The sequence below is a fragment of the Trichocoleus sp. FACHB-262 genome (assembly GCF_014696035.1).
Taxonomy (GTDB): Bacteria; Cyanobacteriota; Cyanobacteriia; order FACHB-46; family FACHB-46; genus Trichocoleus.
Genome location: NZ_JACJPK010000108.1, coordinates 207,952 through 222,425 on the forward strand (window position 1 = coordinate 207,952; position 14,474 = coordinate 222,425).

Genomic DNA, 14,474 nt, shown 5'->3' on the forward strand with positions numbered 1-14,474 from the left:
TCAGAAAAGAGCGATCGCCTAATATCACGAACTAATTTAGGAATGAAGTCTTAAGCAGGAATTACAATGTCGGGCTTGGTGCTTTGAACGATCGCAAACAGCTCAGCTTGCTCAGCAGCAGGTACCGCAAACTTGTCTAGCGTTTGTTGAAAATCGTCTAAAAAGGACTCCCATTCCTCTGCCGTAATTTTAAGATGAGCGTGAGAATCGTGCATTGAGCGACCGCTATATTGTTGAGGGCCACCTGTTGCCCAGCAGACCATTTCCGTCACCAAATATTTGAATCCAGACCTGGAAACGCGATGGTGGGCTTCATCAACTAATGGGTTGGAGTTGAGGCGTGGGTCATCCATGATGCGATCGATAAAGTCATCTACAACCGTGGCAATGCTGTACACACCACCGAGCCGCTCGTAGAGAGAAGTTGCTTGAGATTGCATAGTTGGTTCTCCTGGGGGTTGATGCTTATTGTTCCCGACAGCAAAGGCAGGTATCCGAACGCTTCAAGCAATGCAACAAGCGATCGCCTTAGGACTGCGGGTGATATTCTCGCTGGATTTCTTCTAAGGCTTGGCGCAGATCATCGGCATGGAACCAGCCGACAAAACCACCATAGAGACATTGGCCTCTGGGACTGGCGACGAACACATGATCCACTCCAAACGGATTTTTCCAGGTGCGAATTGTAGTGCCATCCTCAAAAGTTAGGGTGACTTGCGATCGCTCAAAGTCGCGACGGTGAGCATCAGTCATACCTGCCACCAAACGCAAGCGCTGAATCAGGTGCCCACTCAACTCAGATTCCTCAGTCGCTTCGCCCCAGAAATCTCGAATGGCAGTGGCAACAGCGGGGTGATTTTTCAGCGTGGCATGAGGCAAGCCGTAGATACAGACGAATTTGGCATGGCGAAACTTGCTCGACTCGACCGGAATCGTGCCGTCGCTTCCACCGTCATAATCTCCCGCGATCGTCAAAGTCGGAATCACAGCCGCGATCGTCTCAGCAATGGTGCGGCGGTTTTTCCCCAAGTCGCGAGCAATACCTAACCCAAACTGCAATGGATCGAAAATGCGACCCAAGTCTGAACCACCTACGGGAGAGGCCACTAGCACCAACGAGTCTACCTGCGACCACCATTCAGGATGACGATTCAGCACTTCTAGCCAAATCAAGCCGCCCATTGAGTGCCCAATAATGCGGATGGGAGTTTCAGGGTAAGTCGCCAGCATATTGATCGCGGCTTGCTCCACATGCTCAATCAAAGGCTCAATCCGCAGCCAAGTTTTAACAAAACCAAGATTTGGCGTCACAACTTTAGTCTGAGGCGAAGCGAGGCTCTGAGCCAGAGCTGTAATCTCCCGACTGCTATCCGCCCAACCATGCTGAGCATAAAGAATAAAGTCTGGTGTCTCGCTCACCTCATACTCCTTTACTCGGTGGTAATCAGTTGGCGGATCATCTGAGCCGTTGCAGGAGCCAACAAAACTCCATTGCGGTAATGACCTGTAGCCAGTAAAACATTACTGTAACCTGGCAGCGGCCCAATGATTGGAGCAGGACGGCCTTCCGGACGTGGGCGCAAACCAGACCAAGTTTTGAGTACAGTGGCTTTAGCTAAAGCAGGACAGAAGGCGATCGCTTGCTCCAAAACTGTTTGCAATTGTGCTTCATCCGCCACAATTTCCTCAGCAGCAGCAAATTCGACGGTTGCTCCTACCCAGTATTGATTCGAGCCTAGAGGCACAATATGCACATCGTCGCCTGTAATCACAGGTTGCTTTTCCAGGATACCTAGGGGTTGGTCGAGTTGCAGATGTAGCGCTTGACCTAAAACTGGACGAATTTCAATCGATTGTTGCAGAGCCGCAGTTAGGGGTGTGGAGCCTAAGCCCGCTGCCACGACCAACCAATCAATCTCAAAGTTTCCCGCTGTCGTTTGTAACTGAGCACAAATCTGTGAATTGTTGGAGCCAGGGCTACAAGTGACGGTCTCTACAGCAGCATTAAAGTGAAACGTCACACCGTTGCGTTCGGCAGCCGTGACCAAGGCGCGTGTGAGAGCCACCGGATCGACTTGGCGATCGCGAGGTGAGTAGATGGCCGCACTGATCGAATCCGGGTTGAGATAAGGGTACTGATTCGGAAGCTGAGCCGCATCCAGAATCTCTAGCGGCCAGCCTTGACTTTTTCGGGTTTCAGCCAAGGTTTGCCATTTAGCGAGGTCTTCCTCGGCAAAACACAGCTTCAAAATACCGTTGCGATTCCAGGGAATATTGCAACCTGCGATCGCCTCTAGTTCTGGAATTAACGTTTCGTACCGCTGCATACTGGCAAGCCGCAACTGCCAAGCTTTACCCTTCACTTTGTGGCTAATGATGCCCATTAGCACACCCAAGGCAGCTCCCGTTGCGGCTTGAGCAGGAAGTTGGCGATCGAACACAGTGATCGTCAATCCTGGTATTTGGCTGAGTTCGTAGGCGATCGCAGCTCCCACGACCCCACAACCCACCACAGCAACACGACTCATAGATTTCGCTTCAAAATTAAGAGCCTAGGATGCCACATTCAAAACCCCTCTCCCACGGGAGAGGGGTGTGGGGAGAGATCTTTTTTCTAGCTGTTGGGCACGAGTTGGAAGAAAGCGTCAAAGTCTTTCAACGCTTCCGCATAGTTGCGAATCGCTTGACGATAATCGCCGTTTTGAGCCGCTTCATCGATTTCTTCTAGGTGAGTAAAAATGTCTTGAGCAGCTTGCCGCGCTTGCCCTTGAGCATCGGGCAGTAAGTTGCGAGCCAAATTTCCCATTCTGATCCGCAACTCTCCTAGAGGACCGTGAATAAAGCCGCGAACATCGATCCATTCACGATTTTCGATTAGAGTTGCCAACTCTGGCATGCGACCGCGAAGGGCAGTGATACCAGAGGCATAACTTTGGATGCGCTCGACTTGAGTGGGGCTGTAAGTCAGGGTTTTGGTGCTGGTGGGGCTACTGCAACTGACGAGAAACGCTGTGACGAAGGCCAGTGCTAGAGCCAAAATTGACCGATAGTGTCTCATAACTCTACTTGTTTACCACTTGCAAAATTAATTGCCTTGTTGATTAGAACCTATCCCAAAACTCAAATCAGTTTTTAGAGAGGCGCTTAGGGGGCGACCATTTATAATTTTCGTAAAGAAATATATCTCAAGACTGTACTCAAAGTCTTCTTCCTAAATAAAGACTGCGAGATCTTAAGGCAGCGATCGCCTAAATCTAACTAGCATCTCAATCCTAGCTAGGCTCAATGACTTTGACGACGTAGGAAAGGTAATAGCACCTCATTCACCTTTTCATACCAGTCTTCTTGCGCATAGTGTCCCACTTCCTCTAGTTTTACTAGCTCTGCATCAGGAACCGCTTTAGTAAAGTTTTCGGCCATGCTAAACGGCAACCAAGGATCGGACATGCCCCAAGCCACCAAAATAGGCCGCTCCCAGTTAGCAAAGCCTGGCTCAATTTCTGCGGTGGCTGTTGGCAGTTGTAAGTTGCGTAGCGTATATAGCAGCGATCGCCCCGCATCCGAGCTTTTCAGGAAAGGCCGCCGATACACATCCAAATCTTTGTCAGCCACCTGGTAAGGCCCACCCCCTTCCAACAATCGATCCACTAGCAAGGGGTCTTGCGTCATCATGTCACCCACCAAGGGCAATCCCATTTGTTGGATTTTCCAAGGCAGCTTTGCAGTGGTAGAGAGCGGCGTATTGAAAATAGCCAAGCGCTCGATCTGGTCAGGATTTTGTAAAGCGTAGCGGAGTCCTACAGCTCCCAAAAAACCTTGCACCACCAAGGAAAACCGTTCCACTTCCAGCGCTTGCACCAGGTCTGCCAAAGCACTGACAAAAGCATCAGGCGTGTAAGCAAAATCTCGCTTATCTGGCTTGGCAGAAAAGCCAAACCCAGGCCAATCTGGTGCGATCGCGCGAAAACCTTGCTCGGCTAAAGCAGGCAACACCTGCCGCCAACTGTAACTTTGGGAAGGAAAACTGTGCAGCAGCAGCACTGGCGGCTTATCCGTTGAGTTCATCGGGTTTGCTTCTCGGCAAAACCATTTCAACGGCCCTACTTCAACCAAACGCTCCTCAACTGCCACAGCTTTTCTCCCACAAGCTCAAGTGGTCTGAGCTTACCGCTGAACGGTAGCCTAAACAAGCTGGCGTTCCTTGGAGATGCGTGCTTAGTGAAACGCATCTTAGCCTGCAAAGACTTTTGGTTTCACTCTATTTGTAAAAAAATATTAATAATATGGCATGTAAAGCATTTTGTAACTTTAGATACAGAAAAATTTGTTATATTGATTAAACAACCCATAAATGCTCAGATCGATTCATCTAATTGGAGAACTATTTATGTCTGCTCAAGATCAAGCTCGTGCTTTAATGATGCGCCACCACCACTTGATCAAAAATCGTCAGCAATCGATGCTGGGTCGTGCCGCGGCAGAAGTAGGGATGCCTGCTGAAGCATCAGAGTACTGGAACCATATTCAAGGCAAAGCTCATCCCTCTTTCCGAGCTTCCTACGATCGCAGTCACGCTTCCCTCAGTTAATTGACGCCAGACGGCTCTGTTTCCTGTTTATTTGGGCTTTTGTTGATTGTTTATATAAGTAGAAACACTTTGTTGAGGTCTAAGTTGATTAGCCTTCAGCTAGTCAGTTCCTATTAGAATGACTGCATCAAACTTAAAAAGGGCGCTTTCCTCAGTGGGAGAGCGCCCTTAAAACTGTTATAAATTGCGGCTGTAAAGCTGAGCACACAGACATGAATTCAGGAGGGCGATCGCTTTACTCCAAAGCCCGGATTAGAAGTCTGCATTTGTTAAGGCTGGTCTTGGAGAGCTTTCAAGTCATGCTCTACCATCAACTCCACCAACTCTTGAAAAGAATGCTGAGGCTGCCAGCCTAATTGATTGCGGATTTTGTCGATACAGCCCATTAACTGGACAGGCTCATCAGGTCTGTAAAAGGCAGGATCAACCGAAACATAATCTTCCCAGTTCAAATTCACGCAGCTAAAGGCGCATTCCACCAACTCCCGCACGGAATGAGTCTCACCGCTAGCAATAATGTAGTCATCTGCTTCTTGCTGTTGCAGCATCAACCACATCGCATAAACAGCATCTTTGGCATAACACCAATCTCGTTTCGCATCAAGATTCCCTAGCTTCAGCTCATTTAGCAAGCCCAGTTTAACGAGGGCCGCTGCTCGCGTGATCTTGCGAAACACAAATTCTGCCCCTCGCCTAGGAGATTCGTGCGTATACGTAATGCCGCAGCAAGTGTAGAGATTGTACTGCTGGCGGTAATTCACGCTCATCCAGTGAGCATAGGCTTTGGCTACCCCATAGGGATTCCGAGGCCGAAAAGCGGTGCGCTCTGTTTGCGGAGATTCATCCGGTTGACCGAAGACTTCGCTGCTAGAAGCTTGATAAAACCTAGCATCCGGTTTGCAGCGGCGAATGGACTCTAGAAGCCGAGAAACGCCTAGCGCCGTATACTCAGCCGTCAAGGAAGGCTGGGTCCAAGAAGTAGGAATATAGCTTTGAGACGCAAGATTATAAATTTCGTCTGGTTGCGCCTCAATAATGGCATCCATCAAGGAGCACTGGTCTAGTAAGTCTCCAGAAAGGATTTTAATGTCATCGGAAAAATGACTAATACGACTAGAATTACCAGAACTAGAACGACGGACCAAGCCGAAAACTTGATATCCCTTAGTTAAAAGTAGCTCGGCAAGATAGGAACCGTCCTGTCCTGTAATGCCAGTGATTAGTGCAGATTTAGAAGACATAAATGAGGCAACTGCTGTTTGTGCTTCAGAATACGAAGAATGGAGCTGTATTGTTAGTAGCTACTAATCTATTACACAATCTGCAAGGTGCTTAAGTTCAAAGGCGGTAATCTTCATATTCCCTTGTTAAATGAGGGCTATAGCAGGGGTCATGTTTAATGAAGCTTTGCCATTTAGCTCTGAAATAAGCTAAATCTGGTTCGCAAACTTTATCTTCCTTCGACTCATAATGGTATAGAGCAACGTGAGGCAAATATATGTTTCTATATCCTTGCTCTACCATCTTTAAACATAAGTCTACGTCGTAATATTGATGGGTTAATTTTTCATCAAAGCCTCCAATTTGCTCATAAACTTCTCGCTTACACATGAGGCAAGCACCAGAAACAGCGGAGAAGTTATTGATGGCTTGAATTTGAAACATATAACCTGAAGCTGTTGCAGGCAGATACTTGTGGTTACAGCCTACAGCATCACGAATGCCGACAATTAAGCCAGCATGTTGAATGGTGTCATCGTCATATCGCAATAAAGCTCCAACTGCGCCAATAGATTGTCTCTGTGCCTGTTCTAGCATGGCACCAATCCAATCTGGAGTAATCACTGCTGTATTGGCATTTAGAAATAGTAAATAGCTGCCTTGAGCTTGACGAGTTCCATAGCGGCTGAGGCTAGAACTAGAACAAGGCTTAGAAAGCTGATGATGTTTAAACTTTGTTGGTTCTTTAGCTTGCCACTGAGCAAGAAGGCGATTTGTATCTTGAGAAACAGTGCGATCGCTAACAACAATCACTTCATAGTTTGGATAAGTACTTTTTGCAAAAATAAATGTTAGACAGTTTTTAATAAAAATTTGGTGCTCACTAGTTACTGGGATGATAATACTAACTAGATTTTGCTCTGGTAGCTGATAACGAATATGATAAATTCCTAAAAAGCCAGGTGCATCTAGGACTTTTCCAGGCTCTCCACGGCGCTCAATCGATTCTTCTAGGGCTTTTTGAGCTGCAATGTAAGCGTAAGGTTTGACACCTTCCTCACCAGTGGCTGTAGATTCGGGATGGATTCTCCAGCAGTAAAGCACCTTGGGAATATGAAAGACTTGATTCGTTTTTTCAGTAAACCTTAGGACTAAATCATAATCTTGGCTGCCTTCATAACCCACACGAAAGCCACCGATTTGGTTGAGTAAAGAACGCCGATAAACTCCTAAATGACAGGTGTACATGCGAGATAAAAAGGAGTCTGGACACCAGTCAGGTTTAAAGGCAGGTTCTAGCAGTTGGCCTTGCTCATTCAGCTTATTTTCATCTGAGTAGATCATGTCTGCTTCAGGATGCTGATTGAGCAACAGAGCTACTTCATATAAAGCATCTGGCGTTAGCAAATCATCATGATCAAGAAGTGCAACAAACTCTCCTGTGGCTATTTCTAAAGCTGAATTAGAAGAGCGAGAAATATGACCATTTTCGTCCCTGAAAACCACTTTGATCCTGGGGTCTTGAGCAGCATATTCTTTCAAGATCTCTTTTACATGAGGCTGTGTAGAGGCATCATCAGCAATGCACAATTCCCAATAAGGATAAATCTGGTTTAGAACTGAGGCGATCGCCTCTCGCAAAAAAGTTTCTGGCGTGTTGAAAACGGGCATCAGCACGCTAATGGTTGGCTGATAACGAAACACCTTGAATGTCTCAGCCATTTTGGTTAGATCAGCTGCTCGCGGAAAGTTCTTATTCAGCCATTGCTGATAAGTAGGGTTAGCGCTCACAGGCACTTCTAAAGCAGGTTGCTGCGATTCAGCCACAAGTGAGTCGCTAGCAAGCTTGAAATAAAGCTTCCTAAAAATTCTTGCTAGGACCGGATTCAAGCCTTCAGTTTTGAGCAGGAAGAGTAGTCGAGGAACTCGCTCTAGCACACGTTTAGAACGTAGTACAGAATTTTTTAGCATTGGTCTAACCTCTGCATTTAGTTTATTCCTTCGTCAGGATTTCTTGTAGCTTGGCAGTAAATGCTTCCTTAGAACCTTCTGCTTCGATCCTGCGTAAAATATTAAACCTCAGTTTCTCCCATAACTCAGCGTCGGTATATAACTGGACGCACTTTTGAGCAAACTCATTCGGGTCGTCTGCAACTAGCAACTCTATGCCGTCTTGCCAACCTAGCTGAGCGGCAATCAGTGAGGTCGTGACCACTGGCAGTCCATGAGAAGCGGCCTCATAGATTTTCAAGGGAATCCCGGCAGCAAAGCGAGTGGGGACAACAAAGAGACGAGCGCGGTTGTAGTAGCTCTCCAAGTTGTTCACTCGGCCCATCACCTGGATGTGGTCATTAGCTAGGTTGAAAACCTTTTCAGAGCTGTTAAACCCAACAATTTTGAACTTTAAGTCTGCGTCTAGCTGCGCTTGAATTTGCGAAAATACTTGATCGGCAAACCAAATCACTGAGTCTGCATTGGGGCTGAAATCATCATGAATAGCCCCAACAAATAAAATGTCAGACCGTTGCTTAAAGGAATTTTCAGTGGGACGTAAAGCTACTGTGTGGCTCAATGTATGAACGGTAGGAAATCCACACTCAGCAAATTTCTTACTTTCCGGTTCTGAAACCGAAATAACTGAGCTAACGCCTGCGGCTAACTTGACTTCATCTTGAATTAAAGTGTCAATCTCAGCTTCAGAAACTTCTTGGCCATTCAATCGGCGATAAGCCACTTCCCGTAAGGAGAAGAGCGCTTCGGCATCGTAAATAACTTTGGTATTGCTGAATAATTCGGGATGCCCTGTGAAGATGGGTTGAAAGATTTGCATGTTGTGAGGGCGGCTAATAATGATGGCCTCATAGTAGCCAGCTCGTTGCTGCAAAAATTCTGCCAGCTTGGGCCTACCGTGCTCGGTCATCACCTCTACGACTTTAGGGATGTCCCGATAAACTGTATCCCAGTCTCCTTCATCAATTAGATCATTGAGAGGATAAAAAGTGACAGTGTAACCTAGCTCAATTAGAGATAGAAGAATTTCTCTGGCTCTGGGATAACCAGCACCTAAGAAGGCATGGGGAACTCGGTCATCAATGAAAAGGACACGGGGCTGCTTGTTAGCTGTGGTGCGAGCCAACAAGATATTAGCGGGGTCTGGTAAGTGGTGAGTTTGCAAGCGATCGCGATGATTGTTGACAAAAATCTCACGATTTTTAGCCTGTAACTGTAAAGCAGCATCACTCGATTTTGAACTAGCAAATTCGAAGTGTAGGATTACCGCATCGGGGTCGTAAACTACACGTTTGCCTGAGCGCCATAATCGTAAACAGTAATCTGCTTCTTCGTAGTAGGCAGGCTTGTAATCTTCGTCGAAGCCGCCCATTTGCAAAAAGAGTTCTCGACTCGTGAGGAGAAATGCGCCAGAGCAATAATCTACGTCGCGCCCAAACATGTACTCGGGAGCAAACGGAGAGTCGCCTCGGCCATATCCTAAACAAGAGCCATCTTGCCAGATAATACTTCCAGCTTCTTGCAAACTGCCATCCAGTAGCAAAATCTTGCCCCCTACAGCGCCGATGGCCTCTGCACTCTCAATCGTTTTGACCGCAGAGGCAATGCTGCCGGGGAGGACTTGGGCATCATTGTTCAGGAATAATATGTATTTTCCTTGAGCAACTTTAGCGGCTTGATTACTTGCTAGTAAGAAGTGATGGTTTTCACTATTGCGAATAATCCTGGCACCTTGAATGCGATCAAGAAGCACGCTAGTCTCATCAGAAGAAGCATTGTCAACGATGACAACTTCGAAGGAGTTATAAAAGTTTTCGGATAAAGACCGTAAGCACTGGAAAGTTAGCTCGGCTCTATTATATAAAACTAAAATAACTGTAACTAAAGGAGTTTGGCTGGTAGGAAGTTGTAGCTTTGCTCCTGATGCTAAAAAGCTCTTTAAGACATGCTTGTATGTAGTGGTTACAGTCTGTTTGTGGCGTTCTAACTCTAAAGGAACGACTGCTTTTGGTGCGGATTGAGTCGTTGAACCCAAATTCAATCCAGGGAGATTCTCGATCGCGAATTTGAACTCTTCGGAGGGTTCAACCCGCAACACTTTCTTAAAGTTCATCCAGCGATCGCGCAATTTCCAAAACTTGCTGGTTTGCATGGCCGCAATAACGGTCTGGGAGTATTCCAAACGGCCATGAGTTTGTTGGAGCTGAGATTGTAGCTGGTCTAAATCAGTTTCTAGCTGTTGAATTTGGACCTGCGATCGCTGCTTTTCTGCCTCAGCGTCTCGGATTTGAGCCTGCGATCGCACAAGTTCTACTTGAGCTTCTTGAAGCTGAGCTTGGGCCTGCTCTAGCTCAGCGTAAGTAGCTTGTTGTGCCTGTAATCGGCTGAGCTCTGCCTGAGCTTCCTGGAGCTGGGCTTGGGACTGTTCCCACTGAGCATAAGTCTCGTGCAGATGTGCCTGCGATCGCTCTAACTCTGCTTGGGATTGCTCCAGCTCTGCCTGAGTTTGGCGTAGTTGTGCTTGGGACTGTTCCCACTGAGCATAGGTCTCGTGTAGATGGGCCTGTGATCGCTCCCATTCCCCGTAGGTGTGATGCATTTGAGCTTGCGACTGCTCTAGCTCAATTTGCAACTGCTGTAGCTGAAGCTTTGATTCGCTCAGCTGCTCCGTCAACGTAGAACACCTTTGGACTAAAGCTGAGTTTCTACCCTCTAGGGAAAGCGGATATGCTTTCAAAACAAACTGTAAAGTATCTGACTCTTCTGCTTGCTCAACGATTTGTAAGGTACTTTCGTCAAACTCTTCTCTCACTACATGGGGTATGAGAGGGGACGGAAAGAAAACCGGAAGTTTTGTGCGCTCAAGGCAATCTACAAAATATCCCGTATCTTCAAATAATTTTTTGACTGTTTCATGGGTAAAAAATCTAAGATGAGTATCATCCAGGATGCCAAGCTGGCTATATTCAAATCTCCCTTTCAAGAGCGCTAGTCGAATTGCTCCATGACTAATGTTTGGAATCGAAGCAACAATATAGCCATCTGGTTTTAAGAGCTGGATTGTCGCTTTTAGTAATTGCCAAGGATTTCGAAGGTGCTCTAAGACATCTCCAAAAACAGCTACGTCAAACTTCTTTTCAGGCAGAATCTCAGCTAGAGAAACTAGATCTAAATCGGCGACAATAACCTGTTCACAATAATTTTCAGCCGTTTTTGCCGCTTCTGGGTTAACTTCAATTCCTGTAACTTTGCAGCCTCTCTTCGAAAGAAATTGAGCTAAGTATCCTGTGGCACAGCCAAAATCTATGACATGTTTATTGTTGCCAATTAACTGCAACATCTTCTTGTGGCTGTTGTTCTCATCCAAAGCTTCTTCAGTGATCCCTTCCACAGCAGGATAATCTTTCGCCCAACCACTACTCATATAACCTATCACCTTAATTCTTTTAAGATATGAATTTTATGACACAACGACAGGTAGCTTTTTCTGAATAACGCTAACAGCCATTGGTTGATCAACCAAGGCATAAATCTGCTTACCTGTATTGGGAGGTAGTACTTGAAAAACTAGAGCATTATCGATCCAATCAAAAGTGATTGATGAATAGTTTTCTGAGCCTGCCACAGTCAAACTATAAGAGCCCGTTCTCAATGGCAATTTAAAGCGAAACTTAATTTGTAATTCTTCTCCTGCCTCCAGTTTGCCAATGCGTAAATCTTCCTCAAAGGTGTTACTACCGATAATTTCATTGCCATTTTTGTCGCATACATAAAAGCCAACAATACAACCCTGGAGGGGCTCATATACCTTCAATCCGATTAGCAAAGTTACTTCTTCGTTAAAGCCAAGGATAGGAACTTCACCAGCGTATTCTTCAAATTGATCTAACAACTTTATTTCTTCGATCAAAGCTTTGCGATTACCGCGACGGGCTGCTTTTTTCTTGGTACTTTCATCAGCCTCAATTACACTTTCGCTCTCAACCGGAGTACTGCATTCCCTGACTGGTTCCACCTCAGGTAGAACCTCTGTAGCTGGTGAGTTATCAAGGTCGGAAGGGAGATCATCTGACCTTAACTCAGGCTTATCTGGAGCCAGATTCAACTCCAGCTCAGTCACCAGCTTCATGTAGCCGATAATGACTTGATTAGGAGAACCTGAAGTGTACATCTTGCCATCATGAACCATGATGGCTGAGCTACATAAAGTTTTGATGGCACTGGCATCGTGAGAAACGAATAGTGTTGTGATGCCAGATTCCATGAGAGCTCTCATGCGGCGGATACACCGATGCTGAAAGACAATATCTCCCACCGCCAGCGCTTCATCAACAATTAAAATATCAGGGTCGACGTTAACAGCTACTGCAAATGCCAAGCGTACAAACATACCACTAGAGTATGTTTTGACAGGTTGATCAATAAACTCACCAATGTCTGCAAATCTAGCAATTTCATCAAATTTGTCTTCGATTTCCTTCTGACTCAATCCCAGAAGCCGACCATTAAAAAAAACATTTTGTCGGCCTGTGAATTCTGGATTAAATCCACTCCCCAGTTCTAAGAGAGCTGAAATGCGACCATTGACTTGCACAGCTCCGGTTGTTGGAGTCAGTGTCCCAGCAATAATTTGGAGCAATGTACTTTTACCAGAGCCATTGCGCCCGACCACGCCTAAAGTTTCGCCTTTGGGAACTTCAAAACTAATATCCTGTAGGGCCCAGAATTCCTCAGCTTTGCTCTTGCCGGGCAACAAAATCTCTTGCAGTCGGGCTACTGGATGAGGATATTTCTTAAAGCATTTAGAAACATTTTTGACTGAAATTGCAATTTCATTCATCGGGATGAGGGCTGCAAAAGCTACGAAAAAGGTTAGTTAGGTTGGGTACTTTGGAAAGCTGCTTAAGCTTTAAGCGGCCTTAAAGGACATCTGCGAAAGCTGGACGTAGCCTCTGGTAACACCAAAGACCTCCCAAAAAAACGACTAGAGACACCAGTGAAGCAGTGCCCCATTCACCCCAGTGATGGACTTCTCCGACTAGGACTAAATCTCGGTAAACCTCAACGATCGCAGTGAAGGGATTTAGCCAAAAAATCCAAGCTCGCCATTGTTCGGGAATAGCAGAGGCTGGATAAATAATGGGTGTTACGTAAAACCAGAGATTGAGGATCACTGCCAGCGTTTGAGGGATGTCTCGCAGAAAAACGGTGAAGCCAGCAAACAGGTACCCCAACCCTGCTGTTAATAGCAGTTGAGGGATCCAAACCAGTGGTAGTAGCCATAACGTGCTATGTATCGTCTGAGAAGTTATGGCAACCATCAAGATTAAGGCCATCAGGCCCAAGGTGCTTTCCAAGAAGAGGGATAGAACTGGAACCAACGGTAACAGTGCTAGAGGAAAGACGACCTTTTTGACTAGGTTAGGTTGAGTAATCACTGACGCTGCACCTTGGGCGACCCCAGTGGAAAAGGGAATCCAAGGAAGTAGCCCTGCGAACAACCAAAGGCCGAAGGTTAAATTGTTGTCAGGTAATCCTTGTATGCTCAGCTTGACCTTGAGGACAATTGAGAAAACATACGTGTAAATTAGTAGCTGAGAAATTTGGTTCAGCAAAGGCCACAAATTTCCCAAAACAGAACCTTTGTAGCGAGCTTCTAGATCTCGTTGCACCAGTGCTTTAAGCAGGTCTAGCTTGGCCCACCACTTGGGGGCAATTGGTAACCAACGAGCTAGGTTGCTAACTCGTCGAACTACTCCTTTCATTGGTCTGATCAACTTTCACGTCCTCACCCACTGCCTACACACCAAACATTGCTCAGCTCAAGGCTCTCGGTCTGTTTATGTTGCTAACTACGAAGCAATCTGCATTAGATCAAGATCGAATCCGTAATTTACTTCTTACCTATGAAGGTAGATCAAACGTCTGAGTTCCTGTCGCTGCGTGAAACACAGGGCTGGATAATTTGATCTAGGTTCTTGTAGCCTTGATCTGTGGTCCCGATAACATACCTTAAGTTAAGATTTTATTCAAATTCTGCCTTAAGTGCATCTAAAATTCTGAGGCCGAGTATGGGCTTGGTGATGCAATTACGCTAAGGCTTGCTGGAGAACCTGCTGAATGACTTGACGCTGCTCCGTGTCATAGCCCCAGCGATCTAAAAAGCTTTGGTATGGGCCTTGGCCAGCAGTGATGCTATTTACTAAACTTTGGCCTTTGACTTGCACTGCGGGTAATTGTAGTAGCCGAATTAAGCGCTCAGTGCGCGATCGCACGCGGTCAGACTCTTGGGCAGTCGCTTCATTTTGCTGGCGGCGATGGAATACGGCCATTGCAGCAGACATCGCTAAGTTTTTGATCAGCAACTCAGCCACTGTTTCTGGAGCAGAGCGCAGAGCCGTCAGAACTGCTGTATCCGGATTATCTGCTAGGGTGCCGGAATCGGTGAGATAAGTCACGAAAAAGCCACGAGCCCCTGCTTCGCTGCTGACTAAAGCGGCGATCGCCCGCTCTACTTCTGCGGCTGACAGGGTACCCTGTTCCATATGAGCTAATAGCGATTGTGTCAGGGCGATCGCTTGCTCAAACGTCATTCCTTCGGGAACTGTAAACACAGATGTCATTGTTTTGAGCGAATCTCTGAGTATGATGATAC

At 46.4% G+C, this 14,474-nt stretch carries 12 protein-coding genes; 1 reads left to right on the top strand and 11 read right to left on the bottom strand.

Annotated elements, in window-relative coordinates:
• Positions 1-50 precede the first annotated feature (50 nt).
• The 5 genes from H6F68_RS26575 to H6F68_RS26595 form a co-directional block, all read right to left on the bottom strand.
• Entirely contained in the window at positions 51-440 is a 390-nt protein-coding gene (locus H6F68_RS26575; protein ID WP_190436924.1) for a group 1 truncated hemoglobin, read from the bottom strand.
• Positions 441-528: 88 nt separating this feature from the next.
• Positions 529-1,419 carry an alpha/beta fold hydrolase gene (locus tag H6F68_RS26580; RefSeq protein WP_190563696.1) on the bottom strand — a complete coding sequence of 297 codons (891 nt, stop codon included), beginning with the start codon at positions 1,417-1,419 and terminating at the stop codon, positions 529-531.
• An 11-nt stretch (positions 1,420-1,430) separates the two neighbouring features.
• Positions 1,431-2,528, bottom strand: a complete 1,098-nt coding sequence (locus H6F68_RS26585; RefSeq protein ID WP_190563698.1) for an FAD-binding oxidoreductase — start codon at positions 2,526-2,528, stop codon at positions 1,431-1,433.
• An 86-nt stretch (positions 2,529-2,614) separates the two neighbouring features.
• Positions 2,615-3,058: a photosystem II protein PsbQ gene (psbQ, locus tag H6F68_RS26590; protein ID WP_190436934.1), complete on the bottom strand. Its 444-nt coding sequence runs from the start codon at positions 3,056-3,058 to the stop codon at positions 2,615-2,617.
• 224 nt (positions 3,059-3,282) lie between these two features.
• Entirely contained in the window at positions 3,283-4,131 is an 849-nt protein-coding gene (locus tag H6F68_RS26595) for an alpha/beta fold hydrolase (RefSeq protein ID WP_313930252.1), read from the bottom strand.
• A gap of 256 nt (positions 4,132-4,387) precedes the next feature.
• On the opposite strand from H6F68_RS26595, the gene H6F68_RS26600 reads away from it, so the two are divergent.
• On the top strand, positions 4,388-4,588 hold the full coding sequence (locus H6F68_RS26600) for a hypothetical protein (RefSeq protein WP_190436937.1): 201 nt from the start codon (positions 4,388-4,390) through the stop codon (positions 4,586-4,588).
• Between the two features lie 269 nt (positions 4,589-4,857).
• On the opposite strand, the gene H6F68_RS26605 is transcribed toward H6F68_RS26600, so the two are convergent.
• The 6 genes from H6F68_RS26605 to H6F68_RS26630 form a co-directional block, all read right to left on the bottom strand.
• Positions 4,858-5,829, bottom strand: coding sequence for a GDP-mannose 4,6-dehydratase (locus H6F68_RS26605; protein WP_190551412.1), 972 nt, complete (start codon positions 5,827-5,829; stop codon positions 4,858-4,860).
• A 97-nt stretch (positions 5,830-5,926) separates the two neighbouring features.
• Positions 5,927-7,636 carry a glycosyltransferase gene (locus H6F68_RS26610; RefSeq protein WP_206755566.1) on the bottom strand — a complete coding sequence of 570 codons (1,710 nt, stop codon included), beginning with the start codon at positions 7,634-7,636 and terminating at the stop codon, positions 5,927-5,929.
• Between the two features lie 166 nt (positions 7,637-7,802).
• Positions 7,803-11,243, bottom strand: a complete 3,441-nt coding sequence (locus H6F68_RS26615) for a glycosyltransferase (protein WP_190563702.1) — start codon at positions 11,241-11,243, stop codon at positions 7,803-7,805.
• Between the two features lie 36 nt (positions 11,244-11,279).
• Positions 11,280-12,659 carry an ABC transporter ATP-binding protein gene (locus H6F68_RS26620; RefSeq protein ID WP_190563704.1) on the bottom strand — a complete coding sequence of 460 codons (1,380 nt, stop codon included), beginning with the start codon at positions 12,657-12,659 and terminating at the stop codon, positions 11,280-11,282.
• A gap of 79 nt (positions 12,660-12,738) precedes the next feature.
• Entirely contained in the window at positions 12,739-13,584 is an 846-nt protein-coding gene (locus H6F68_RS26625; protein WP_190436952.1) for an ABC transporter permease, read from the bottom strand.
• 324 nt (positions 13,585-13,908) lie between these two features.
• Positions 13,909-14,442, bottom strand: coding sequence for a hypothetical protein (locus H6F68_RS26630; RefSeq protein ID WP_190563706.1), 534 nt, complete (start codon positions 14,440-14,442; stop codon positions 13,909-13,911).
• Between the last annotated feature and the right edge of the window lie 32 nt (positions 14,443-14,474).